The 26,503-nt window shown below is 38.8% G+C and carries 22 protein-coding genes and 1 pseudogene; 21 read left to right on the forward strand and 2 right to left on the reverse strand.

Annotated elements, in window-relative coordinates; genetic code table 11:
- Positions 1-14: 14 nt before the first annotated feature.
- The 5 genes from AC4HAL_RS02365 (at position 15) to AC4HAL_RS02385 (ending at position 4,685) form a co-directional block, all read left to right on the forward strand.
- Positions 15-2,000 (forward strand): BglG family transcription antiterminator, encoded by a 1,986-nt coding sequence (locus AC4HAL_RS02365; protein ID WP_491092804.1) that lies wholly within the window; start codon positions 15-17, stop codon positions 1,998-2,000.
- A 4-nt stretch (positions 2,001-2,004) separates the two neighbouring features.
- Positions 2,005-2,319: a PTS cellobiose transporter subunit IIA gene (locus AC4HAL_RS02370; RefSeq protein ID WP_447452952.1), complete on the forward strand. Its 315-nt coding sequence runs from the start codon at positions 2,005-2,007 to the stop codon at positions 2,317-2,319.
- 13 nt (positions 2,320-2,332) lie between these two features.
- Positions 2,333-2,845, forward strand: a complete 513-nt coding sequence (locus tag AC4HAL_RS02375; protein ID WP_491092805.1) for a hypothetical protein — start codon at positions 2,333-2,335, stop codon at positions 2,843-2,845.
- A 31-nt stretch (positions 2,846-2,876) separates the two neighbouring features.
- Positions 2,877-4,217: a PTS cellobiose transporter subunit IIC gene (gene celB, locus AC4HAL_RS02380; RefSeq protein WP_491092806.1), complete on the forward strand. Its 1,341-nt coding sequence runs from the start codon at positions 2,877-2,879 to the stop codon at positions 4,215-4,217.
- A 123-nt stretch (positions 4,218-4,340) separates the two neighbouring features.
- Positions 4,341-4,685, forward strand: a complete 345-nt coding sequence (locus tag AC4HAL_RS02385; RefSeq protein WP_491092807.1) for a DUF6568 family protein — start codon at positions 4,341-4,343, stop codon at positions 4,683-4,685.
- Positions 4,686-4,797: 112 nt separating this feature from the next.
- Here the strand turns inward: AC4HAL_RS02385 and gshAB are convergent, their stop codons facing one another.
- The gene (gene gshAB, locus AC4HAL_RS02390; RefSeq protein WP_491092808.1) at positions 4,798-7,053 is read right to left on the reverse strand and encodes a bifunctional glutamate--cysteine ligase GshA/glutathione synthetase GshB; all 2,256 of its coding nucleotides are present in this window, start codon (positions 7,051-7,053) and stop codon (positions 4,798-4,800) included.
- A gap of 359 nt (positions 7,054-7,412) precedes the next feature.
- Here gshAB and AC4HAL_RS02395 point away from each other — a divergent pair, with 359 nt between their 5' ends.
- Entirely contained in the window at positions 7,413-8,705 is a 1,293-nt protein-coding gene (locus AC4HAL_RS02395) for an adenylosuccinate synthase (protein ID WP_491092809.1), read from the forward strand.
- A gap of 292 nt (positions 8,706-8,997) precedes the next feature.
- Here AC4HAL_RS02395 and AC4HAL_RS02400 read toward each other — a convergent pair whose 3' ends face one another.
- Positions 8,998-9,705: a UTRA domain-containing protein gene (locus AC4HAL_RS02400; protein ID WP_491092837.1), complete on the reverse strand. Its 708-nt coding sequence runs from the start codon at positions 9,703-9,705 to the stop codon at positions 8,998-9,000.
- Positions 9,706-9,892: 187 nt separating this feature from the next.
- On the opposite strand from AC4HAL_RS02400, the gene malQ reads away from it, so the two are divergent.
- From malQ to AC4HAL_RS02475, 15 genes and pseudogenes are all read left to right on the forward strand, one after another.
- Positions 9,893-11,386 (forward strand): 4-alpha-glucanotransferase, encoded by a 1,494-nt coding sequence (gene malQ, locus AC4HAL_RS02405; protein ID WP_491092810.1) that lies wholly within the window; start codon positions 9,893-9,895, stop codon positions 11,384-11,386.
- A 4-nt stretch (positions 11,387-11,390) separates the two neighbouring features.
- The gene (gene glgP, locus AC4HAL_RS02410) at positions 11,391-13,655 is read left to right on the forward strand and encodes a glycogen/starch/alpha-glucan family phosphorylase (RefSeq protein WP_491092838.1); all 2,265 of its coding nucleotides are present in this window, start codon (positions 11,391-11,393) and stop codon (positions 13,653-13,655) included.
- A 245-nt stretch (positions 13,656-13,900) separates the two neighbouring features.
- Positions 13,901-14,692: an endonuclease/exonuclease/phosphatase family protein gene (locus AC4HAL_RS02415; protein ID WP_491092811.1), complete on the forward strand. Its 792-nt coding sequence runs from the start codon at positions 13,901-13,903 to the stop codon at positions 14,690-14,692.
- 270 nt (positions 14,693-14,962) lie between these two features.
- The gene (locus AC4HAL_RS02420) at positions 14,963-17,137 is read left to right on the forward strand and encodes a PTS transporter subunit IIBC (RefSeq protein ID WP_491092812.1); all 2,175 of its coding nucleotides are present in this window, start codon (positions 14,963-14,965) and stop codon (positions 17,135-17,137) included.
- A 270-nt stretch (positions 17,138-17,407) separates the two neighbouring features.
- Positions 17,408-18,253, forward strand: coding sequence for an ABC transporter ATP-binding protein (locus AC4HAL_RS02425; protein WP_491092813.1), 846 nt, complete (start codon positions 17,408-17,410; stop codon positions 18,251-18,253).
- Positions 18,246-18,959 (forward strand): ABC transporter permease, encoded by a 714-nt coding sequence (locus AC4HAL_RS02430; RefSeq protein ID WP_491092814.1) that lies wholly within the window; start codon positions 18,246-18,248, stop codon positions 18,957-18,959. Before AC4HAL_RS02425 ends, AC4HAL_RS02430 begins: the two co-directional genes overlap by 8 nt.
- A 255-nt stretch (positions 18,960-19,214) precedes the next feature.
- Positions 19,215-20,363 carry a hypothetical protein gene (locus AC4HAL_RS02435; RefSeq protein WP_491092815.1) on the forward strand — a complete coding sequence of 383 codons (1,149 nt, stop codon included), beginning with the start codon at positions 19,215-19,217 and terminating at the stop codon, positions 20,361-20,363.
- A complete protein-coding gene (locus tag AC4HAL_RS02440) occupies positions 20,356-21,093 on the forward strand; it encodes a methyltransferase domain-containing protein (protein WP_491078537.1) in 738 nt (245 codons plus the stop codon). The genes AC4HAL_RS02435 and AC4HAL_RS02440 overlap by 8 nt, the downstream gene beginning before the upstream one ends.
- The gene (locus tag AC4HAL_RS02445) at positions 21,083-21,793 is read left to right on the forward strand and encodes an SDR family NAD(P)-dependent oxidoreductase (RefSeq protein WP_491092816.1); all 711 of its coding nucleotides are present in this window, start codon (positions 21,083-21,085) and stop codon (positions 21,791-21,793) included. Before AC4HAL_RS02440 ends, AC4HAL_RS02445 begins: the two co-directional genes overlap by 11 nt.
- A gap of 9 nt (positions 21,794-21,802) precedes the next feature.
- A complete protein-coding gene (locus tag AC4HAL_RS02450) occupies positions 21,803-22,711 on the forward strand; it encodes a hypothetical protein (RefSeq protein WP_491092817.1) in 909 nt (302 codons plus the stop codon).
- A 13-nt stretch (positions 22,712-22,724) separates the two neighbouring features.
- On the forward strand, positions 22,725-23,963 hold the full coding sequence (locus AC4HAL_RS02455) for an aminotransferase class III-fold pyridoxal phosphate-dependent enzyme (protein WP_491092818.1): 1,239 nt from the start codon (positions 22,725-22,727) through the stop codon (positions 23,961-23,963).
- 194 nt (positions 23,964-24,157) lie between these two features.
- The gene (locus AC4HAL_RS02460; RefSeq protein WP_491092819.1) at positions 24,158-24,289 is read left to right on the forward strand and encodes a hypothetical protein; all 132 of its coding nucleotides are present in this window, start codon (positions 24,158-24,160) and stop codon (positions 24,287-24,289) included.
- A gap of 42 nt (positions 24,290-24,331) precedes the next feature.
- A complete protein-coding gene (locus AC4HAL_RS02465; protein ID WP_491092820.1) occupies positions 24,332-24,484 on the forward strand; it encodes a hypothetical protein in 153 nt (50 codons plus the stop codon).
- Positions 24,485-24,730: 246 nt separating this feature from the next.
- On the forward strand, positions 24,731-24,886 hold the full coding sequence (locus AC4HAL_RS02470; protein ID WP_491092821.1) for a hypothetical protein: 156 nt from the start codon (positions 24,731-24,733) through the stop codon (positions 24,884-24,886).
- A 168-nt stretch (positions 24,887-25,054) separates the two neighbouring features.
- Positions 25,055-26,125 (forward strand): annotated as a pseudogene (locus AC4HAL_RS02475) (IS4 family transposase); the annotation flags it as partial.
- Between the last annotated feature and the right edge of the window lie 378 nt (positions 26,126-26,503).

Genomic DNA, 26,503 nt, shown 5'->3' on the forward strand with positions numbered 1-26,503 from the left:
GGGGAGAGTGTCTGATGCTGAATAAACGTGAAAGACAAATTCTCCAGATTCTTATAAAGAACAAGGATCATTATACAACCAGTCAGGAATTGGCTGATCAGCTTGAGTGTTCAGATAGGACTATACGCACCTACTACAAATCTTTGGTGGATAAATTGTCCTCCTATCCTAAGTTAACGCTGATCTCAAAGCAGGGACACGGCTATAAACTTGTCATTTCCGATGATGAGCAGTTCTCTGATTTTTTGGAAGATTATCATCTGAATCTAGCCCAACTTCCTTATAAGGAAGTTTCTGATATCAATGATCGCTATAATTATTTGTTGAATAAGCTGCTTTTTGAACAGAATAAAATTTACTTTGATGATCTAGCAGATGAGCTCTATGTCAGTCGTTCAACGCTGTCTAGTGATTTCAGGAAAATTCGTGAAAAGTTTATTCCCTACCATTTAAGGATTGAAAGCAAACCTAATAAAGGGGTTTATATCACTGGTAGTGAACGCGATAAGAGACGCTTTATCATGGACTACTTTATCAGTTCAGGTTTCGTCAATACCTTGCATACTTATGTTGATAATGATTTGTTTAGCCAAAAAATTAGTTTTGAAGAACTAACCATTATTGTCTTGGACGAATGTCGAGAGGGGGAGTTAAAACTTTCCGATTATGTTATTCAAAACTTAGTTATTCACATTGCCTTAGCAATACGTCGGATTACGGAAGGATTTAAGATCAGTAAACTCACTGAGGCAGTTGATATAGCTGATCGGTATGAACGCAAGATTGCCCAGCGTATCCTTGATAGAATTAGTCTGGTAACCAGTATTGATTTTCCTAGCGAGGAAGTTGATTACATTACTCTGCATTTGGTAACGAAAAAGCAGGCTAATGCTAGTCATGCTGTGCAGGAGCAGGAAGATCGCATTCGTCAGGAGCTGCTAGCAGCTATTGAAACACTAAATCCCGCGGTGGAGAATGATTTTCAACTGATTGAGGGTTTGATGTCCCATCTCTCAACCATGCTGATACGCTTGGAAAACGAAGTGATTCTAGACAATCCGCTGACAGATGATATTGAGAACAAATATCCAGATATGTATCAACTGGCTGAAAAGACCTTGTCGCTCATGCCGGCCTTCAGCCAGTTTTCTGTATCAAAAGACGAATTGGCTTACATCGCTCTTCATTTTATGGCAGCTAAAGAACGCTATAAAGAGCATAAAAAGTATAATATCCTCGTTATCTGTGCAACAGGTTATGGCAGTGCCCAAATGCTCAAAAGTCGTATTGAAAACGAATTGGGCAATGTCGTTCGCGTCGTTGATGTTATCGGATATTATGAAATCAGTGATCAAAAGCTGCGAGGTGTTGATTTTATTATCTCATCTATCGACCTGTCAACCCTGATTTTTAATATCCCTGTGTTTACAGTATCTGTATTTTTAGATGACGAGGAAATCAATCATATTAGGCAAGAAATTGCCAGTTTGCAGAAAAAGAAACGCCTTATTCGTTACACTGAGGAAGATACAGTTCCGCTAGAGCCGATTTTTGATGAGTTTTTTGCAAAAGAATACTTCCTTATTTTTGATAAAGCTGAAAAAAAGGAGGTACTTGCCCAGCTCATTCATAGTATTTCTGATTATGAAGGAAACCATTTTGAAAGTCGAATGCAGGAGATGGTTAAGCAAAGGGAGTTGATGAGTTCGGTTGTCTTCAGTGATAGTATTGCTGTCCCTCATCCACTGAAAGCGGTTGGAACAAAGCATCGTGTGGCTGTTGCCCTTGTTCGTCAAGGTTTAAGATGGAGTGATGACTATCCGGCTATCAAACTAATTTTTCTGATCTCAATGTCTGTCTATGAAAACGATGGATTGCCGATTATCGCAAACAGTATTGTTGACTTAGTGGATAAGTCCGAATTACAGTCTAAAATCTTAGCCTGCCAAACCTTTGAGGAATTTAAAGCGCTATTTTTACGATTAGGAGAAAGGAAATAAAGATATGAATACAGAAGAGCTACAGGTTGCTGCCTTTGAAATCATCCTTAATTCAGGGAACGCCCGGGCCATCGTTCATGAAGCTTTCGACGCTATGCGGCAAGGCGATTATGATCTAGCTCAAAAAAAATTAGACCAAGCCAATGAAGAATTTCTGAAAGCACATCAGTCACAGACAGATCTTTTGCAAGAGTATGCAGGAGGAACAGAAATTAAAGTAGAGATCATCATGGTGCATGCTCAAGATCACCTGATGACCACCATGACCCTGCGTGAAGTAGCACTTGAAATGCTTGAGTTGTATAAGAAGTTAGAATAGGGAGGGAGCATGTATGGCCGCCTTAACTGATAAAGAAAAAGTGAAAATAGACGGCTTAAGGAAAGAAAACGGCCTCAAGAATATGTACTATACACGCTATTTCTTGATACGTTACACAGTTGTATTTTTCTTTTTCGTAAATCTTTACTGGTTGTTACTGTTGTTACTATCGGGTAAGTTAATCATGTCGTTTTTACCTATACTGTTAGGTGGTATGGGGGCTGCCTGTATGTGGGAACAGTATCAGATGTATACACGTGAGCAAAAGCCTGCTCGTATAACGCAAAATTACTTTTATCTTATCATTGCTGTGAATGGTGCATTAATTCTGTTAACGCTGCTTAATCAATACAGATACTTTTACCCATTTCTTTCAAATAGCACAGCTGCTAAGTTATTTATCATTATTATTCTGGCTTTAGGAATGCTAATATCAGCATGGATGTTGAGAAAACTGAACCAAATTAATCAGAAAAAAGACCGTCAGTACCACCGTATCCAACAATATCTAGCAAGTCTTAAGTAATATATTATTTCACACTTTGAGGAGGTTTAAGATGAATAAAGTGTTTGAATTTTTAGAAAAGTACTTAATGGGGCCAATGAGTATAGTCTCTACATGGCGTCCAGTTCGTGCTATTGTCGCTGCTGGTATGGCGTCTATTCCCTTTACAATCGTAGGGTCTATGTTTCTTGTGATCAGTGTTATCCCACAAGCTTTCCCCATGCTGACTTTTTTAGAAGATATATGGGCGGGATCCTTTGATAAAATTGCCCCTTTGTATTTACAAGGCTATAATTGTACAATGGGGATTCTATCGCTCTATTTTGCCATTGTTATTGGTTACGAATACACTAAAATTTACGCCGAAGAAAACGAAGAAAATGTTGACCCTGTCTATGGAGCACTTCTGTCTGTCTTTGCTTTCTTCTTAACGATTCCTCAGTTGATTGTTTCTAAAGGTGCATTTGACTATCTGAATGTTAAAGGCGCTACGATCAATGGATGGACAATTGGTGGCAATAGCTTAGATCGTCTATCAACTTCTGGTATGTTTACAGCCATCTTAATGTCTATATTGGCTGTACAATTATATAGGCTTTGTATTAATCGCAATTGGGTTGTTAAAATGCCTGATGCTGTTCCAGAAGGTGTGTCACGCTCATTCTCAGCATTGATCCCAGCAGGGGTTGTTGCAGTTGTTATACTCGTTATTAATGGTGCTTTTATAGCTCTTGGAACAGATATTTATCAAGTCATTGCTATTCCGTTTGCTTTTGTTCGTAATATTACAAATAGTTGGCTAGGTATAGTAGTTATCTATCTACTTGTACATGCCCTGTGGATTGTTGGTATTCATGGCGCTAATATCGTTATGGGACTCGTAAATCCAATTCTTTTGACTAATATGGCTGAAAATGCCAATGGTGCTCATATTGCTTTTGCCGGTGAATTTACAAATTCGTATGTTACTATCGGTGGTTCTGGTGCAACTTTGCTTCTTTGCTTCTATATCGCCTTTCTAGCTAAAGCACCGCAGCTTAAATTGCTTGGTCGTGCAGCTCTGGGACCTGCTATTTTCAATATCAATGAACCATTAATTTTTGGGATCCCAATTGTCTATAATCCACTCTTAGCCCTTCCGTTTATCATTGCGCCAATTGTCAGTGCTTCAATTGGCTACTGGTCGGTTAAACTTGGATTTGCGGGCTTCTCTATTTCGCAATCTCCTTGGCCAACGCCTGTTGGACTTAATGCCTTCATTGGAGCGCCAGGATCTGGAGCTTTTGGAGCTTTCCTAACCGCAATTGTCTGTGCGATCGCTGCTTTCATCGTATGGTATCCATTCATCAAAATGTACGATAATAAACTTCTGAAAGAAGAGCAAGAAGCATAATAATCGTATATTATCTGGAGACAGGCAAGAGTGCCTGTCTCTTTTCACATCAGCGTAGCAAAAAATTGCATTATTGGCTGTCTTGGTTTATGATAAGGCAAAGAAATAAAGTGAGGTAATAAGATGTCAAGTTTTGAAGAAGCCGTTAGTCATTTTGAACAGATTACTGCAGCAGAGGCACGGAATCGCATTGATGCTAAGGAGAAGTTCATCCTCTTTGTCGGTCGTCCAACCTGCCCATTCTGCCAGCGTTTTGCACCTAAACTGAGTCAAGTGGTACAAGAGGCAGGGGCTGATGTTGCCTACTTGCACAGCGAGGATATGTCGCAAATCGATGATATTCAGGCACTTCGCAATCGTTATGGCATAGCTACAGTGCCTGGACTCTTAGTCTCTCAAAATGGTTCTGTAAAGGTTGTTTGTGACTCATCACTTGCACCGGAAGATATTAAAGAGTTTATTGGTTAAAGCGAAGTTATAAATAGGATGCCTGGCTTTCAGCCCTTCTACAAGCATAAAAATTCCTAACAGTTCATCAATCTGTTAGGAATTTTTTGTTTACAATTTTAGCGTCACGGTTTTATAACTCTGGAAAGAGTTTTTCAACAACCCGAGTCGAAACAATCTGGCCAGGTCCTTGAGCACAGTATGTATGCATATACATCAAAGGATTGAAATTAAGTTCGATACAGATCGCATTAGGGTCTTGCGGTGAAAATGGCTGTCTGTAATCAGGGATAATGAGATCAACACCGCAGACCCAGGCTCCCATAGCTTTGGCCATTTGGGCAGCTAAGTCTAGGTAGCTGGGGTGCATCTGCTCGGTCATGTCAATCGAATCTCCGCCAGTGGAGATATTGGAATTCTCCCGTAGATTAATCCGACTATCCTTATCTGGAATACTGTCAGGTGTGTAACCTTGCTGTTCCAACATGAGCCGTTCAATCTCTCCTAGTTCAATTTTTTCTAAAGGGGAGCGGTGGCCAGTACCGCGCAGAGGATTACTGTTTTTCTTGTCAACCAACTCTTTGATGGTAGAGTTACCATCGCCAATGACATTGGCTGGCTGACGCAACAGTACGGCTAGAGTCTCTCCCTCCAGCACAAAGAAGCGATACTCAGTTCCAACAATATAATCCTCAACTAAAATGCTGTCGTCTTCAGCAAAGGCCAGCTCGACAGCCTTGGTATAATCATCTCGGCTGAAGCCATCTTTAAAAATAGAGATACCTAGCCCAAAATTTGTACTCTTAGGTTTGATGACGATCCCCTTCGTATGACTGAAACGGGCAAAATCATCAAGAGCCTCCTCTAAGCAATGGAACTCGGCTCCATCTGGAACTGGAAAGCCAGCCTGTCGCAGAATTTTTTTAGTAACTGTTTTGTTTTCCATAGCGAGAGGGACGATATAGTTATCCTTAGAAGTCATATTGCCGTTTTTAACATACTCGGTATGATCCCCCAGAGATAATTTGAGAAATTGATCATTTTCATCTAAAATTTCTAGCCTTATGCCTTTTTGAATAACATCAAACATGATTAACTGGGTCGACAGTTCCATGCTTTCAAAGCCCTTGAGCGCATAAGGGGCCTGCCAAGCGAGATTGCTGTATGCCTGTCCCTGTTCGCATCCAAAGTCTTCTAAAGAGGATTCCTTGATTTCCTTGGTTAGCCGACCGCCAATAGTCAAACTAGGGTCGGTCAGTTGAGCTTCCAGCCTGTCTACCAATTGGCTGTAGTAATGAGGTAGGCTAAAGTGTTTCAGTACTGCCCGCATGGCTTGCAGTAAATCTTTAACAGGGGTTTCACTAGGCAGGGCTTCCAATGGATTTGACCTGGCAATGCGCTCATTAAGCTTTTCGGCAGCAGCCAGTTCTTGATCAACAGCTGTGGGGCCATCCAACCAGAGTAGAGATAAGGCAAAGAGATGAACAGTATCAAGCGTTTCCTGCTTAATTCCCAGCTGGTCAAAAGGATCTAAATCAAAGCAGCGGAATTCCAAATAGGTAATTCCCTCTTCTAAAAAATCTCGACTGTGTTGTGCTCCCCGTAAACGGACAGGTGAATAGAATTCTTTTTCGGCGATTAAGCGCCCATCAGCAACACAAGCCTCAATATCATGAACATACTGCTTAAGACTCCTGTAAGAGATCTGCACATCATCTTTATTAACATAACCGTACTGACTGTTGCGAATCGAGCGCATTGGCTGGGCCACTTCTGACTCAAAAAAACCTTTTTCGGCCAGAGGACTGGCTCCGTACAAATAAGTCAACAGCCAGCGGTATTTGATAAAGTTTTGAGCTAGCTTTAGGTATAGATCATTCTTAAAAGTCACCAGATTATCGTAGTCACTCTGCTCAAAAAGCTTCATTAACAAGTGCTTGCCTAGCCCAAAATTATAATGGATACCTGACATGGATTGCAGTCGTTTGCCGTAAGTGTCAGCTAGATGCTGGCGGTAGCGGCGCTCAAAATCATCCTCTAGTTGAGCGATAACAATTTCATCTTCGCTAACTTGTGGCGGCATAGATAAAGGCCAGAGATAGTCCTCTTTAGCAATAGAACGTCCAGCGACATCCGTGACAGCTTGTAAAAATCGGCGTGCTTCCTGAGTAGACTGACTGATCGGTGTAATCAGTTCAATCTGGGGCTCACTATAGTCGGTTTGGATGTAAGGATGAAAACTACGTGATCCAAGTACACGCGGATGTTCCCGTTGAGATAGCTTGTGTTGATGACGATTGATCCTCAGGCTTTCGCGTTCAATACCAAAAGTGCCTTCGAGAATAGGCAAACTGCTGGGAGCTTGTTGCAAGAGTTGATTGATGGTCATAAGGGGGCCCTCCCTTTTGGCTATTTTTGATTTATAACTATATTAAACTTTAATGACGCTTCCACTATACACTGAATCCTGCGGAAACTCAAATTTCTGCTACCTTGCTCCCTGATGAAGGCCAGTATCCGAACTTTATCGCTTAATCTTGAAAACACCCTATAACGTTCGGAATTTAGCTATTATTTTTTTATTTAAAGTATTTTTGTTTATATTTAGCTTCTATAATTATCAAAATCTTGAAAAATAATCAGAAATTTCTTATAATAAATTATTGTAGAAAACTGATAGGTGAAAGTCCTATCATCTTATTCTAGAAAGGTAAAGAAAGCCGATATCAGGTTTTCTAAAGTATTAATATGACATCAGTAGTTGTGGTAGGCACCCAGTGGGGAGACGAGGGCAAGGGAAAAATCACAGATTTTTTAAGTCAAGACGCTGAAGTGATTGCTCGTTATCAAGGTGGAGACAATGCCGGGCACACCATCGTTATCGATGGTAAAAAGTTTAAGCTGCACTTGATTCCATCAGGCATCTTCTTTCCGGAGAAGTTGGCGGTCATTGGTAATGGTGTCGTTATCAATCCTAAATCTCTAGTAAAAGAGCTAGACTATCTTCATACAGAAGGTGTCAATACCGACAATCTGCGTATTTCAGATCGGGCTCATATCATCCTGCCTTATCACCTTAAATTAGATCAGCTACAGGAAGCATCCAAGGGAGATAATAAAATCGGAACGACCAACAAGGGTATCGGTCCTGCCTATATGGATAAGGCTGCGCGCGTTGGCATTCGCATCGCCGACCTTTTAGATAAGGATATTTTTGCTGACCGCCTAAAAGCTAATCTGGCTGAAAAGAATCGTCTCTTTGAAAAAATGTATGAATGTGACCCTCTTCAATTTGAGGACATTTTCCAGGAATACTACGACTACGGCCAAATCATCAAAAACTATGTGACGGATACTTCGGTCATCCTTAATGATGCCCTTGACAGCGGGAAGCGTGTCCTTTTCGAAGGAGCCCAAGGAGTTATGCTTGATATAGATCAAGGGACTTACCCATTTGTCACCTCATCAAATCCTGTTGCTGGTGGAGTAACTATCGGTTCTGGTGTCGGACCAAGCAAGATTAACAAGGTTGTTGGGGTCTGCAAAGCATACACCAGCCGCGTAGGAGATGGCCCTTTTCCGACAGAATTGAGTGATGCAACAGGGGATCGTATCCGAGAGGTTGGTCATGAATATGGAACAACAACAGGCCGTCCGCGCCGTGTTGGTTGGTTTGATTCTGTTGTTATGCGCCACAGCCGCCGTGTATCAGGTATTACCAACCTATCCCTCAATTCCATTGATGTTTTGTCGGGTCTTGAGACGGTAAAAATCTGTGTGGCCTATGACCTTGACGGTCAGCGTATTAATCACTATCCAGCTAGCTTGGAGCAGCTCAAACGCTGCCAGCCAATTTATGAAGAATTGCCGGGCTGGTCAGAAGATATTACCGACTGCCGCAGTCTTGATGAATTACCAGAAAATGCCCGCAATTACGTCCGCCGTATCGGTGAACTGGTCGGCGTTCGCATATCAACATTCTCAGTCGGACCGGACCGCGACCAAACCAACATTTTAGATAGTGTTTGGGCGAATATTTAAACAGGCAAAGTAAAATAAGGGAAGCCAATGAAGAGTCTTTAAAGAATTTTAGAAAATGGGTGACGAAACATCTCGCTTCGTCACCCATTTTATCTAAGTTTACAGAGTCATATGTTCGATTAAATAGAATACAGAAAAAAGACCTACCTAGCGAATAAAGTTAAATAGAAGTTGACGCAGATGTTTATCACTAGGAGAATTTTATCTTTTTTGATAAAGTCTATAGCGTGTTAGGAATTTATTCAACGATAGAACGATCAGGTTTTTACTCGGCCTTCTTTTGTTTATAAAATCACCGTTTAGCCATAGTAACAAAGGTAAATTTATCGGGGCGATAGCTAATGGTGCCGTATTGGAAGAGTTGGCCGTTAGAGAGATAGGTTAGACTGGTGACAACCGCCACCATCTTGAAATCTCCCAAATCCATGTTAGCCTGTTCCTCTTCTGTAGCATAACGAAAAGAAATTTCACGACGGGAATGTGTAATCCGCAAACCAAGCTGATTTTCTAAATATTGATAGATTGAACTTTCGGCAATAGTCTTATTGAGGTAAGGGACAACGCGGCGATCGAAATAGGAAAGCTCAAACTCGATGCGCTCACCAGCAATAATTCTGCTGCGACCAACCCGATAGAAATCAACGCTGTCGTCAACTTTAAAGATATCCATAATCTCTTTTTCGCCCTGAATGATATAAAGATTATCCAACTGAGTCTTAATATCAAGCTGACCATCGCGGTTAAGTTCATCTGAAGTCTTGATTTCAGAGAGATAATTGTTTTTGGTGCGGCCGTGTTCCATAACAATCGAATTGCGCCCTCGCATTTTTTGAATATAACCATCCAATTCTAGCAAGGACAGAGCCTTTCGGATCGTATCTTTGGAGTAGCCATAGATTTCCATCAGTTCGTTTTCAGTGGGGAGCTCTTGGTTGGGTTGGAGCTGGCCCTCTTCAATCTGCTTTTTAATGTCTTCATAAACTTGCTTGTACTTACTCATGCTCATAAATTTAATGTCCTTTAATATTATAGTCATATTTTACCATAAATAGACCTTAACAAGCAATTAAATACGTATCATATAAAGAAATAAAAAAAGAATTACGTAAAACTATTGACAGAAGAAATCGCTTACACTATAATGAAAGATGTACTAACCTTTGGGAGGCTTAGGGAAGGAAAACTTTATGAAAAAACGAACAAGTGGTGTTTTAATGCACATTACCTCTCTGCCAGGAGAGCGCGGGATTGGAACTTTTGGGCAGGCTGCCTATGATTTTGTGGATTTTTTGGTAGAGACAAAACAGAGCTATTGGCAAATTTTACCGTTGACAACTACTAGCTACGGGGATTCTCCCTACCAGTCTTTTTCAGCAATTGCAGGGAACACCAACTTGATCGATTTGGATTTGTTGGTAGCAGATGGCTGGCTAAGTACTGTTGATTTAGCTAAGGTCAGCTTTGGGAATAATCCAGAGGAAGTGGATTATGGCTTACTGTTTAAAGTACGCCGCCCCCTGTTAGAAAAAGCTGTCCGGGCCTTCTTAGCAAATCGCTCTAACAGCCAAAAATTAGCAGATTTTGAAGCGGACAATCAGTACTGGCTGCAGGATTACGCCGAGTTCATGGCTATTAAAGAATATTTTGGACAAAAAGCTTTGCAGGGGTGGGAGGATAAAAAGGCCATATTGCGTGATGAGGGCACTTTAACTGAGCTCCGTCGTAATTTGGCTGATAGTATTGATTACCATAGGGTTACCCAATACTTTTTCTTCCAGCAGTGGCAGACTCTTAAGGGTTACGCTAACAAGTCCGGTATTAAAATTATCGGCGATATGCCAATTTATGTATCTGCTGATAGTGTTGAAGTATGGACCATGCCGGAACTATTCAAGGTAGATAAAGAGCGTAAGCCGCTTTACGTTGCAGGTGTCCCCGCAGATGAGTTCAGTGATGAGGGACAGTACTGGGGCAATCCCATTTATGAGTGGTCAGCTCACAAGACAAGTGGCTATGCTTGGTGGATCAATCGTGTCAAGGAGAGCCTAAAACTCTATGACGTGATTCGGATTGACCATTTTAAAGGTTTTTCTGATTTTTGGCAGGTTGAGGCCAGCCAGTCGACTGCAAAATATGGGACATGGCAACCGGGCCCAGGCTATGATCTCTTTCGTGCTATTAAGAAGGAACTGGGTCAGGTGCCAATTATTGCGGAGAATTTAGGTTATATTGATGAAAAGGCGGAGAAACTCTTAGCAGAAACTGCCTTTCCAGGCATGAAAATCTTGGAATTTGGCCTGCAAGGGCCGGATGAATCCAATCTCGATTTACCACATTTCTATACCAGTCATACGGTAGCTTATGTAGGCACCCACGATAATGAGGTCGTTCGAGGCTGGTATGAAGGACTAACTAGTGAGTCTAGGATATATACAGATGCCTATACTCACCGAGTACTGGGAGAACCAGTGACTCAGGCTCTGCTTCGTACACTCTATGCGACGGTTAGCGATATAGCTATAGCGACCATGCAGGATATTTTAGATTTACCGGCTTCCAGTCGGATGAACACCCCAAATACAGTCGGGAATAACTGGAAATGGCGGATGACAGCCGACCAGTTAACGAGAGATAAGAAAGAATTTCTAAAAACGATAACCGAACGTTATCACAGAGGCTAAAATGATGAGAATAACAGAATATTTAGAAGAGCACACCGGGAGTAAGCTAGAGAATTTAAGCCACAAAGATATTTATTTAGGATTGATGAACTATGTCAAGGAGAGGGCTAGTCAGCTTCCTAAAAATACAGGGAAACGTAAGATCTACTATATTTCAGCTGAGTTTCTAATCGGAAAGCTCTTATCCAACAACCTTATTAATCTAGGAATCTATCAGGAAACCAAAGAAGCCTTAGCGGCAGCTGGGAAATCTATCGCTCAGATTGAAGATGAAGAGCTGGAACCTTCTTTAGGTAATGGCGGACTGGGTCGTCTGGCATCCTGCTTCATCGACTCTATGGCTAGTCTTGGTATTAATGGTGAAGGTGTTGGCCTTAACTATCACTGCGGTCTTTTCAAACAGGTCTTCCACGATAATCAGCAAGAAGCACAGCCTAACTATTGGATTGAAGATGATTCTTGGTTGGTGCCAACTGATATCAGCTACGACGTACCTTTCAAGGATTTCACCCTTAAGTCCCGTCTAAATCGCATTGATGTACTGGGCTACCACAAGGGCAGCAAAAACTACCTCAATCTGTTTGATATCGATGGACTAGACTACGGCTTGATCCACGATGGGATTAGCTTTGATAAAACACAAATCCAAAAGAACCTAACCCTCTTTCTCTATCCTGATGATTCAGATAAGAGTGGTGAACTTCTGCGGATTTATCAACAGTACTTCATGGTCTCAAATGCGGCCCAGCTTTTGATTGATGAGGCCTTGGAACGTGGTTCTAACCTCCATGATTTGGCGGATTATGCCTATGTCCAAATCAACGATACCCATCCGTCTATGGTCATTCCAGAGCTCATTCGACTTTTGACTGAGCAACATGGCCTTGATTTTGAGAAAGCCGTTACGATCGTGTCTCAGATGGTCGGCTATACCAACCACACTATTTTGGCTGAAGCCTTGGAAAAATGGCCTTTGGACTACCTCAATGAGGTTGTTCCGCATCTGGTCATCGTTATTGAAAAATTAGACGCCTTGGTTCGCAGCAAATACAGCAATCCAACCGTGCACATTATTGATAAGGACCAGCGCGTCCACATGGCCAACATGGATATTCATTACTCGACCAGTGTCAATGGGGTCGCTGCCCTTCATACAGAAATTCTGAAGACTAGTGAACTCAAGAATTTCTATCAGCTTTACCCAGAGAAATTTAACAACAAAACCAACGGTATTACTTTTCGCCGCTGGTTGGAATTTGCCAATCAAGATTTAGCAGCCTATCTCAAGGAACTGATTGGCGATAGCTATCTGACTGATGCTACGAAATTGGAGAAACTCTTGACCTTTGTCGATGATGAAAGGGTTCAAAATCGTTTGGCTGAGATCAAATTCAACAACAAGCTGGCTCTCAAGCGTTATCTCAGGGAAAATAAGGGGATTGATTTGGATGAAAATTCTATCATTGACACCCAAATTAAACGCTTCCACGAGTATAAGCGGCAACAGATGAATGCCCTCTATGTTATCCACAAATACTTGGAAATCAAGCGAGGTCATTTGCCTGAGAAGAAAATCACCATCATCTTCGGTGGTAAGGCAGCACCGGCCTACACCATCGCTCAGGATGTCATTCATCTTATCCTCAGTCTGTCAGAGTTGATTAACAATGACCCTGAGGTCAGCCCTTACCTTAATGTACATCTGGTGGAAAATTACAATGTTACCGTGGCCGAACACCTGATTCCAGCAACTGATATTTCAGAACAAATTTCTTTGGCATCTAAAGAGGCTTCCGGTACAGGGAATATGAAATTCATGCTCAATGGTGCTCTTACTTTAGGAACCATGGACGGAGCCAATGTTGAAATTGCAGAATTAGTAGGAAAAGATAACATTTACAGTTTTGGTAAGGATTCAGAGACTGTTATCAACCTCTATGAAACAGCAGGCTACCGGCCTGAGGACTACTACGATAGTGATGCCATGATCAAAGAATCCGTTGATTTTATTGTTAGCGATGAGATGAGGGCACATGGCAGTAGTGAGCGTTTAGAACGGCTGTATCATGAACTGACCAGCAAAGATTGGTTTATGACCTTGATTGATTTAAATGCCTACATTGCTACTAAAGAAAAAATGTTGGCAGACTACCAAGACCAAGCAGCTTGGAATCGTAAAGTTATCCACAATATCGCTAAAGCAGGCTTCTTCTCATCTGACCGAACCATTGCTCAGTACAATGAGGAGATTTGGCATAGTGAATTTTAATCCAATGATTAAAACAGCTGTTCGAAGGAAGATTCATCGCTAAATGAAAAGCAGCAGAAGGCAAACAGGTTCATTACGACGGTTTACTTCTGTTGCTTTTTTCTATCTCTTACGATTATCAGTTGTATATATCAAACTTAATTACAGTAAAAAACGATATTTTTAAAAAGAATTACGTAATACATATTGACTTTAGAAAACGTTTACATTATAATAAAACCATAGCTTAGGAGAAAGGAGCTCGTATGAGACTGCTAACCTTAAATGTTCATGCTTGGTTAGAAGAAAATCAGGAGATGAAACTGAAACATTTAGCGGATACCATAGCGGAGAGAGACTATGATATTATTGCGCTTCAGGAAGTTAATCAGAGCATCTCGACTCCTAGGGTAGAGGGAGAGTTGAGAAAAGATAATTATGGATTAATTTTGCTGGAACTGCTTAGAGAGAGAGGAGTCACAAACTACGCTTATCATTGGTCAACCTCACATATTGGCTATGATATCTACGATGAAGGGCTGGCATTTTTGACTAAGTATAAGGTGCTGGCAGTCGAGGATTTTTATACTTCCCAAAGTCAAGATATCCATACTATTAATGCTAGAAAAATTATCAAACTTAATCTAGAAATAGAGGGTCAGCCTGTTGAAGTTTACAGTTGTCATATGAATCTACCAACAAGCCAGTCTGAAAATCAAGAAGATAATCTCCGCCGCTTAGTGAGCTATTCTGATTTTGCCGGACTCAAGATTTTTATGGGAGACTTCAATACGGACGCTATCAGTTCACCCTTAGCCTATCAAAAGATCTTAGATAATGGGCTCTTGGATACCTATCACTTAGCCAAGGAAAAAGACGATGGTATCACAGTATCTAAATCTATTGATGGTTGGGCTGAACAAGCGCAGGAAAAACGTCTGGATTACATCTTCATTACTCAGAGGCGTCCAGTTTTATCTAGTCAGGTCATTTTTAATAACCGCAATGGCAATGTGGTGTCAGACCATTTTGGAGTTGAGGTCACCATTGATATCTAGTTGCTATCTAGACAGCCCCTTGCCCACTTTTGATGCAAAACTTAATGTCAGAGTATTCAGGGGTTGGTTGAACTTAAATTTTAATGGAATAATTATAGTGAAACCCAGGCTAATCCTTCAGAAAAAAGGGGCGCTGATGCTAGAAATTTGTGCTACAGCTGTAGCTACTAGTACTATTGCTAGTCACAAACACCATAATTTCTGGCTAAATTCCTATTTTTCAATCGGATTTTATCACTTTTCGTATCTTTCTAATAAGGAGTTATTTAAATGAAAAACGTTAAAAGCTTAGCAAGTTTCGAATTTTGGCAAAAATTCGGAAAATGTCTCATGGTTGTTATTGCTGTCATGCCAGCTGCGGGGCTTATGATCAGTATTGGTAATTCATTAGCTTTGATTGCTCCCAACAATGAAGTTTGGTTGCAAGTCACGAACCTAATTTCTCAGATTGGCTGGGGTTTTTTAAACAACCTGCATCTACTCTTTGCTTTGGCCATTGGTGGCAGCTGGGCTAAGGAAAAAGCAGGTGGTGCCTTTGCTGCTGGTATCTCTTTTATCCTAATCAATCTGATCACCGGTAATTTCTACGGTGTTACAACAGACATGTTGGCAGATGATAAGGCTGTTGTACATAATATCTTTGGCGGACAAATGCGTGTTGCCGACTATTTTATCAATGTGCTTAATCAGCCGGCTCTTAACATGGGTGTTTTCGTTGGGATCATTGCTGGTTTCGTCGGGGCTACGGCCTATAATAAATATTATAATTTCCGCAGACTGCCAGATGTCCTGACCTTCTTTAATGGCAAACGTTTCGTTCCCTTTATTGTTATCATACGTTCAGCTATTGTTGGGTTAGTTATGGCGATTTTCTGGCCCTTGGTTCAATCTGCCATCAATGGTTTTGGTCAATGGTTGGCTAACTCCCAGGATACGGCACCATTCTTGGCGCCTTTCCTCTACGGTACTCTGGAGCGCTTACTTCTGCCATTTGGCCTCCACCACATGTTGACTATCCCCATGAACTACACTCAGCTCGGCGGTACTTATCACTCAGTCGTTACTGGTAAGGATGTTCTGGGACAAGATCCCCTCTGGTTAGCTTGGGTAACAGACCTTATTCACCTTAAGGGAAGTGATCCTAGCAAATACCATCAATTATTGCAAGATGTTGTTCCAGCTCGTTTCAAGGTTGGTCAGATGATTGGTGCCTCAGGCATTCTGATGGGTATGACTGTTGCTATGTACCGCAATGTTGATCCTGATAAGAAGAAAAAATACAAATCAATGTTTATCTCTGCCGCCGCTGCCACCTTCCTAACAGGAGTTACTGAACCCTTGGAATACATGTTCATGTTCGCTGCGCTGCCGCTTTACGCTGTCTATGCTATTATCCAAGGTTTAGCTTTTGCCATGGCTGATCTCGTTCACCTTCGTCTTCATTCATTTGGGAATATTGAACTTTTGACGCGTACACCAATGGCTATTAAGGCTGGGTTGGGTATTGATGTGGTCAACTTTATCTGGGTGAGTGTGCTCTTTGGTCTATTAACCTATTTCATTGCTAACTTTATGATTCAAAAGATGAATCTAGCGACTGCTGGCCGTAATGGTAACTACGACAGCGAAGAAGTTGACGAAGCTATCCATGCTAATAATGGAGATGCTGAAACATCAGTTGATTCTCAAATTGTCCAAATCATTAACCTGTTGGGTGGACAAGATAATATTGAAGATGTTGATGCTTGTATGACCCGCCTGCGTGTAACGGTTAAAAATCCTGAGCATGTCGGCGGTGAAAATGACTGGAAGAAGGCGGGTGCTCTCGGACTGGTTGTCAAAGGGCAGGGAGTCCAAGCTGTTTATGGACCTAAGGCTGATGGGCTCAAATCTGATATTCAAGATCTCCTCGACTCCGGTGCTCGTATTCCTGTGGTTGATTTCTCTAAAAAAGAAGAAGTAGCAGCACCGGAAAGTAGCTTCAAGGGTATCACTGAGACAGTTATTTCAGTGGCTGACGGTGAGATTATTCCAATCGATCAAGTCAAGGATCCGGTCTTCTCCGGTAAGATGATGGGAGATGGTTTTGCGATTGAACCTACAGATGGTAATGTCTATTCACCGGTAACCGGTGTTGTAACCAGTGTTTTTCCTACCAAACACGCTTACGGTCTCTTAACCGATGATGGTTTAGAAGTATTGGTCCACATTGGGATTGATACGGTTAATCTGAATGGTCTTCCATTCTCGCCCAAGGTAACCGATGGTCAGCGCGTGGAAGCTGGTGATCTCCTTGCCGTAGTTGACTTGGCAGCCCTTGAAGCAGCTAAAAAGGAAAAATCAATCATTGTTGTCTTTACCAATGCAGCAGAAGTCAAGTCTGTAACCCTAGAAAACGTCGGGAAACAACCAGCTAAAACAGTAGCTGCTCAGGTTGAAATTTAGAGAGGAAATAGCATAATTACTATTCCTAATAAACAGATTTACTAACGAGGTCAAAATAGATGTGGCCTCGTTTTTAAGTCATTCGAAATAAGAAATAATCTGCATTCTAGGTTTGTTAAAAAATAAACAAACAAAAAATAAAGACACATCAGGGAGTTTGAATTGTAATAATAAATTTCAATGGGGCATCCATGTAGCCGACATGGATGTCGTTTTCTTTTTGCTCCCTTTTCTTTATAATAACGCCATACCGTTAAGAAAGGAACATGTATGAATACTTCAGTTATTGTTGCTCAGGATATTAGAAAAACGTTTAGTAAGACTGTTGCCCTTGATGACATTTGTTTTTCGATTGAAAAGGGTCAAATTTTTGGATTTCTTGGACCTTCGGGTTCAGGAAAGACGACTACAATCAATATTTTGACAGGACAGTTAAGGGAAGACAGCGGTCAGTCCTCAATTTTAGGACAAAATTCCCATAAATTAACAAGTCAAGAATTAGGGAAAATTGGTTTAGTTGGTGATACTACTGGCTTTTATGAAAAAATGACCCTTTATAATAACCTGCTTTTTTATGCTAAATATTATGGAATAGATAATGTTGCTATTGACGATCTCCTAAAGCGGGTTGGTCTCTATGACAGCCGCAAGACAGTTGCTGAAAAACTCTCAACAGGTATGAAACAGCGAATGCTTCTAGCTCGTGCCTTAATTAACCAACCTAGAGTTCTATTTCTTGATGAACCAACTTCAGGTCTTGATCCGGCAACCTCTCAGGCCATCCATGAGCTGATTTTAGAGCTGAAAGAATCTGGGACAACAATCTTTTTAACCACTCATGACATGAATGAAGCGACCTTACTTTGTGATAATTTAGCCTTGCTTAATGAGGGGAGATTAGTTGAACAAGGGAGTCCAAAAGACCTAATCCGGAAATACAACCAGGACAAGCGAGTTAAATTGAGTTATGAAGACGGCTCAGAAAGAACTTTAGATTTTACTGAACTAGGTCAAGTCATGGTTAATGATGGCGAAAAAATAGTGACCATCCATTCTTGTGAGCCAACATTAGAAGATATTTTTATTCAATTAACAGGAGGAAAACTCAATGTTTAGACAATTTACGGCCCTTCTTTGGTTGCGCTGTCAGATTATTCTATCTAATAAGAGTGTTCTCTTACAGGTACTTATGCCTGTAGCCCTGATTTACCTTTACCGGTTTATAATAGACAGTCAGTCCGGTTCAAAGGATCAAATAGGCCTTGCTTATCTAATGCTTTGTATTCCTTTTGCCATTGTCTTAGCTGTAGGCAGCCCAATTCTAACTATTTTAGCAGATGAAAAGGAAAAGAAAACTCTAAAGACATTGTTACTCAGTGGAGTTAGGACTAATGAGTATCTTCTATCGACATTAGTTGTCCCCCTAGTCTTAACAATAGTCTACCTGACGCTTACTCCGGTTATTTTGGATGTACCTATTGATAATTTAGTGAATTATTGGGCTATTGGCGGCCTTACAGCTTTAGCAATTGTACTTCTTTACTTATTACTAGGATTAGTTGTGAAATCACAAGTTATGGCCCAAGTTGTCACGGTTCCGACCATGCTAATTTCAGCTTTCTTACCGATGTTCTCTAGTATGGATAAAACTGCCGCTAAGGTAACAGATTACAGTTTTATGGGATTATTTACCAAATTTTTTACTAAATGGGAAGATTTTTCTTGGCATCGTGCTACTTTACAAACGTCAAGTTTACTTGTGTGGCTCTTGATGCTTTTAGCATTAATTATTGTAGTAGCTCGACAACAAAAGAAAAATTGAGAAAGTGAAATATTGAAAGGAGGTGAAAAGTATGGTGGTTGGACCAGGTGTAGCTTTTGCTGTATGGGCAGCTAAGCTGTTGGCTCATAAATAAATTAGCCTTTCTATATTAATAGTGATTACAACATTAAAAAGATTGATTTTGAATTAGTAGTCAATGACAAGCCCTATTTAATAGGGGAAATTCACAATAAAATTAAACAAATTTTATTGTGACTCTTCCCTATTATGAGGAGGATAAAAGCGGAGGGAAATATGATTGGATTAAATTTTGTATTTGAAAAAGATGAGTTATTATATTCACTAAAATTATCAACCCAAATGGATAAAAAATATAGTTTGGATTATTTTGATTTTGACAATCAAAGTTTTGAAGACTTTAGTGACTACCTAGAATTCTTAGGGTTTGATAAATATATTTTTATCAGACTTGAAGAAAGTAACCGTTTAGAGCGGCTTGCAAACTATTTGCAAGACCAGCTAGATGTAAAAATCGATGTCATTGACATGGATAAGCTTGATAGTCTGCTTGAGGAGTCTAAAATACGGGAAATTAAAGCGGAGTTAGAAAATCATGATTTGTATCATAAACTAGTTGCTCTTGAGACAGGGCAAGTCTTTCAAAATGGATTTAAAGCCTTTAAGACTGCTATTTATCCCAATCTACCCAGAGGTTTATTGAAGCATGTTTTTGCAGATGATCTAGAGAGGTTTGTTTTAGAAAATCGTAATTTATTAAGTCATTTTGCAATTAATAGTGCTGTTTATACAAGTAATAAAGTGGTTGAAGAAAAATGGCCTGTAATTATTAGATCTGTATCAAATTTTGAGAATCTGAGTTTTAAAATTTTGAATCAAGAATCTTTGGAAAATCTCTTTAAGCAGTTTATAAATTCTGGGCGGGTCAGTTTAGCTGATTACATTTCAGATTATGGTGTGTTAACAGGAATTACAAAATTAAATTCTTTATATTTCATGGAAGGACAGTTTTATTTAGATTCTCAAGCGAAAATTAGGCTTGGAAATTCGGGAGATAGTTACCAGCAACTACATAATCAAGCCAGTTTACAATTACCGGAAATCGACAAAGTACCCATAAAAAAGGATGTAAAATATTTACTAGCAGCCTTATTGGATATCACCTATGTTTACGGGGAAATGGAGTTTATTACCCCATATAATAACTACCAGATGGCAGCAGTTGATTTGCCACTTAGTCAGATGGAATGGATTGCTTTTAGAAATGATGAGTCACACTTTGTTTTTAATGTTAAAACTGGACGTTTATTCAAAGTTAATGCTCTGGTTACTCAATATCTAGAATATATTATCAAGAATAATGATAGCAATATTAATGATGAAACAATGAGTCAGGTAAAGGAGATGTTGCAAGTTTATGGATAAATCATTAATTTTTAATAAACTTCAAAAAAGAGCGGCAGAATTAGAGATTATTGAAAATCTTTATGAGGATAATATCTTTGCAAATTATTACCGGTCAATTATTAATCAGGATGAATTGCTAGAGGATGATATTGATAGTTATAAAAAATTTTTTGATAAGTCAATGCCTGTTTTAGAGATTGGTAGCGGAACTGGTAGAATTTTTAACCCGTTATTTGAAGAAGGCTACAACATTTTTGGCTTAGAACCTGCCAAAGAGATGTCAGAGTATATTAGAACAAAGGGGCGCGATAGGATTTACTCTCTTACCATACAAGAAATTGAAAATCTTCCACAAAAAAATATTGAAGTGATTATTATTCCAGCGACTACAGTTTCACTTTTTAGTCACGGAGATTTCTATGATTTTTTGAAGAAAGTTAAAATGACCCAGCCGCATATTAAGAGAATTGTATTCGATTTCTTAAAAGAGAGTTTCTTTGAATCTACTTCCGGCCTTATAAATTCTAGCCAATTAAATGGCGAAAAATTTTACAATGTTAATTTTTTTGATCAAGAAAAGGAACGGATTATCTATAATTTGGTAAGTCCTAAAAAGTTAGGTATTTCTGTAAAATATTCTTATTCATACGAAGTATTAGAAAAGATGTTTAAAAAATTAGGGCTTAACCTGAAACTTGTAGAGGATTTAGACAGTTATGCCATGGTGGAAGGAGTCTTTGATGAGTAATAATTTACTTTTAATTGGGTCAGAAAGTCAAATTTGTCAGGGTTTCTTAAAAAGCTATTCCCAAAATTTTGATCAGATTGTTGGGATAGATTTTCCTAGGAGTTCAAGTAGCTTAGCAACCTACCTTTCTGTTGATTTCCGCCAAAACGATGCTTTCGGAAAGATGGAAACCTTTTTAAAAGAATTAAACCTAACTTTTTCCAGTGTTGTGTTTACTTCTGGTGTCAATTATATGAATGATACTTTTGGAGTTACACTTGAAGATTGGGATAGCACATTTGATGTTAATGTGAGAGCAGCTCTTTTTTCCATGAAGGCAATTTATAATTATCTGTCTGATGAGGTCTCGATTGTGCTTATGGCTTCTCAAAATGGAATTGTCGCTCATGAGCAAAGAATAGATTACGGCCCTGCTAAAAGTGCCTTAATTCAATTAGCCAAAAATTTATCAGTTGATTATGCCAAAATAAAGGATAAGGATATCAGAATAAATACAATATCGCCCTCATACATTATCGGTGATAGGAATAGAGAACTCCTGTCTTCGAGTTTTGGAAAACGCTTATTAGCACGAATTCCCTACAAGAGGTTTGTAACTATCGAAGATGTTAATCAAGCAATGCTTTTCCTTCTAAGCGAAAATAGCAGAGCTATGCGTGGACAAAATCTTGTTTTGGACTATGGTTATACTATTGTTTAGGAGATAGATATGTATCAAACCATTAAAGAATACAAAAATATTCAGTACCAAATTGATGATAGTAGAAGGTGGCTATATAATGTGCGAAATGATCGTATGATTACATCTAACCATCATTTGGAAAATTATTTGACAAATGTTGAAGAGCCTGATAACCCTCTACATGATTTTTATACTTCTCCTTACAAAAGGGGAAAATTGACCAATTTTCATTTGATTAGACTAATTTTAGATAGTTCTAAAATTAATGCCTTTTATAAAATTCCTTTATTTTTAAATAGGTGGTACTTAACATCTTTAATGCTAGTAGTTAGTCTAATTTTACTACCTCATGTAGCAAGAATAACTTCTGTTGATTTAAGTCATTTTTCACTAGGACGCTTTTCAGCCTGGGATATGGCAGCTATTTATTTTGTGACGACTGTGATAATTCTCCCCTTACATGAGTATGCTCATTTCTCGGTTTATTACAAGTATTTGAAACCTTCTAAAGTTACTTTTGGATTTTCTTTGAGATATTTTTCCATGCCTGTCTTCTTTATCAAAGTGCCCTTTTATAAAACCTTGAAAGGCAGAAAAAAGAATGAATTGGTCTTGGCTGGTGTGAAATTTCAGGTTGCCATTTGGTTTTTCTTAACCTTAGTTGCTTTGTTATATCCATCTAGCTTCTTATTTGGATTAATCATTGTTAATATGGGGCTGATGGTCACCAACCTAGTTCCCTTCTTAAAATTAGATGGTTATTGGTATCTTAGTAATTTACTTAGAGTAGAAGATTATATGACTTACTTCAAGGATATGTTTTTACGGAATAAAAAATTTAGATTAGATGTTTTTATATTAGGTATAGTAAATTTTCTTATGATAATTTTTTCTTTTATCAATTTTATCTATAGTTTGTTTGGTTACTTTATTTAGGAGTGAGAGGAAAATGAAAAATTATGCTCTTTTAAATGGTGCATATAGCAATGAAACCATGTATGACTTTAAACCAGTCAGGGCGGATAGCACTTATTTGTATGATAATCAAAACAGGAAGTATCTTGATTTAAGAAGTGGGTTATGGAATACCTCCCTTGGTTATAGTGATTCTTTATACCAACGGGTTTCTAGGAGATTTGAGCAAGTGTTAAGCGAAAAGATTCCCTATGTTGATATTCATTCTTTTCAGCATGATATTTATGATGAAGTGGCCCAGAAAATATTAGCATTAACAGGACAGGGTTTTAAGCGAGTCCTTTATACCAATTCTGGATCAGAAAATACGGAACTTTCCTTGAAAATTGCTGATTACATCAATAAAAAAGGCCAACATAACCGAATTTTAACTTTCAAGGATTCTTATCATGGTACATTTTTTGGAGGTATATCAGTTAGTGGTATTGACCAAGGTATCAATCGTTCTTTTTATCCAAAATATGGAGAAGTGACCTTTATAGACTACCCTAAATCTGTAAAACAAGAAAAGGATATCTTAGATTATATTGCAAAAGTAGCTTCCTCTTATGATGTTATGATGATTGAGCCTATTTTAGCTTCAGCGGGTGTCTACTTTGCAAGTACAGAGTTTTTCAATTCCCTTTTAAAGTTACTAAGAGAAAATCAAGTCTTGACAGTCTTTGATGAAGTAGCTACTGGTTTTTTTAAAACAGGAACACCATTCTATTTCCAGCAGTTATCTGAAAAACCTGATATTTTATGCCTCAGTAAAGCCATTAATAACGGTATTACTCCTTTTGGTTGTGTCTGCGTTAATGAAAGAGTCGACCTGAATTTACAGCAAAATCCAAAAATTATGGAGCATTTCTCAACTCAAAATGGGAATCTTTTGGGGCTAGAATCAGCCAATATTACTCTGGAATACTATATTAAGTCTAGAGAGGTTATAGAAGAAAAGGTAAAAGATATCTCTGATGGAATTTCCGGTATCTTAGACTCACGAAACCTATCTTATCGTAATCAAGGACTTATGACTGCGGTTAGGACAGGAAGTAATCAATCTTTTGCAATAATGAAGTCTTTAGAAAAGCTTGGTATACTAACCTATCTTTACGTCAATGAAGAAGAGGAAGGGTTATCTATTATGCCACAGATTAATATTAATTTAAATGTTTTAGAAAGAGCTCTCAAATTGATTTCTAAAAAAATTGAAACTCAAAATTCTTTTTAAATCTGGCTTTATTGAAAGGAGGTGAGGCTATGCAAAAAGAAAACTATAAATCTGAGTCACAGATCTTTGAAGAAGTTGCTGTAGAAGAACTACACACTAACTTTGGAAAATTAATTTGGCAAGGGTTGCTGCAACCAGTTATTCTGTAAACTTGTTAAATGATTAATCTGATTTTGAAAGGAGGTGATGATAATATGAAAATGGAAGAAAAAGCTTTTCAGTGCTTAGAGTTTGAGGAAATTAAGTCTGAAGAATTACATGGTGCTAGTCATGTTCTTGCTTTTGGTGCTGGTGTCGGTATAGGTGCTTTAATTATTGCGACTTAGTTGACGAAATAAATGTAAAATAGAATGAAAGGAAAAAAGAAAATGAAAGAACAAAATGAAACAAAGATGACTGCTGTACAATTTGAGGAAATTAATCCAGAAGAATTGCATGGTATGGGATCATTTGGGCTTGGAGTTGCTGCGGGTGCAGGAGGTTCTTTGCTAGTCGCTGGTGGAATTGTAGCACTTACTTGAGGGATTATGTAAGAGAAAAATGAAGTTGATTATAAATAATGTTCTAGTTTCAATCATCAGTTTATTAATAATATTTTATTTGGCTTTCTGTAGACAGGAAACAATGTCAAATATCGAACTATATATGATTGTTGTTGCATTGCTTTTAGATGTAATTTTTGCAGGTTCAGCACTAGCAAGTGTTATAAATCAGCAAAAAAAGATTAATCGCTAATTAATAAGATAAATAGAAGAGGGGAAATAATTGTGGAAAACTTAAAGAGAGATAATAACCTAATGTTTGAGGAAGTTGAAACAGATGAATTTAATGGAATTAACACTGTTCATTTTGCAGCTGGAGTAGCCGCAGGTGCAGCAATGGTTGGCTCAGGTGCAGGAGTAGCAGCCATAATTATTACATAATAAGGACATTTATAAGAATCCTTGTCAACTGTGGTAATTAATATATCATTAGTATAAGAGAGGATCAAGAAATTCAATATTATTAAGTTAACTCACCTACTACATTTTGTGGTAGGTGAGTTTTTTCCATGCTACACTAAAAATAAAAGGGAAAAAATCATGCTAGACCAGATTAAACCTCAGGCTTTTGAAACACTTTTAGGGATCTCACCTCTAAGATTTCTAACTCTAGTCATCTTCCTATCTTGGCCGTTGATGGTAGTGATGTGATTCTACCTAGAAATCGCTTTGATAAAACGACCTGTATTCAAACTAGCCCCCACCACACCCCTTACAACTTCATTCATATCAATGTGCTCTACAATTTAGAACAAGGGATTTATCAAGACCTGCGGATTCAAGATAAGCGAGACAATGATGAACGAGCTGATTTCGTTGACATAATGGAGAATTCTCCCTTTCGCACGGGCTCTGAATTATGGATAGAGGTTTATGAATCCTACAATGATATGGCACACTGCCAAGAGAAAAATTGGTTGTATGTGGATTCGTATTCGTGAGGGAAATTATTCCATCAAATCAAGTTTTCATATCCCTGATAAGCCTTGTTTTGATGAGCCGTTTGACCTAAAAATCTGTCGGAAACAGACCAAGAAAATGAAGTAGTATCATCAAAACTTTCCTAATCAGTATCACAATTTACCCAATCACTCACTTTTTGATTTTTTACCAAGTTCTTGTCGAAAAAGTGACCCAACAAGGTTGTATTGGCTTCGTTTTCGGATGGTACGCTTAGAAATCAGGCCTGGCTTATTGAAACTTTGTTGACAAACACAGACTATATTTCTCCGGAAAAATTAAAAGATCTCTATGCCTACAGATGGGGCATAGAGACCAGCTTTCGTGATCTTAAATACTGTCTTGGTCTCGCCAATTTTCATGCGAAAAAGAAGGAAGGTATTCATTCCCTAAGAAATCTATGCCCGTTTTATTAACTTTAACTTTTGTAAATGGTTAACCTCATCCGTTGCCGTTAAAAAATCAAAGACCAACAAGGCTTATAAGATTTGTTTTTCAGACGCCGTTTATGCTTGTCGAAAATATCTTAGAGATGAGCTCACTTCCTTCCAATTGAAAACTTATATGGCCAAGCATTTAGCGATCATTCGACTCAATCGAATATTTCCAAAAAAGATAAGAAGTCAAGTAGCAGTAAGTTTCACCTATAGGGTATCATAATAAATGAAAGATGAGTTTAGAAAACCTTACTTTTGTGCTCTCCAAATTCTCTAATATGAAAAAACTATTCCCACTTGTGTCATAACCTTTACTTGTGGAAATAGTTTTGTTATAGGCTAGAGGCTTAACTTAACGACATTGCCAAGAAGCTGCTTCTCTTTTTCTGCATTAGAAATTCAGATGGCCAGCAATATCTTTCTGTAAACAAGTTTTATATTGGAATTTTGGAATTAAAGTTTCTTGAATAGAAAGTAAAGCTAAAACTGGGAAGTTCGATTAGGGGCGAACGTTCAGATGAGAGTGGTGTTTAAGAGCGACTAAAATAATGATGATCTCCTCTCTTAATCCCCTTAAATTTAAGGGTTCTAAGCTAATCTA

It is taken from the genome of Streptococcus sp. ELY_125, from assembly GCF_058314535.1.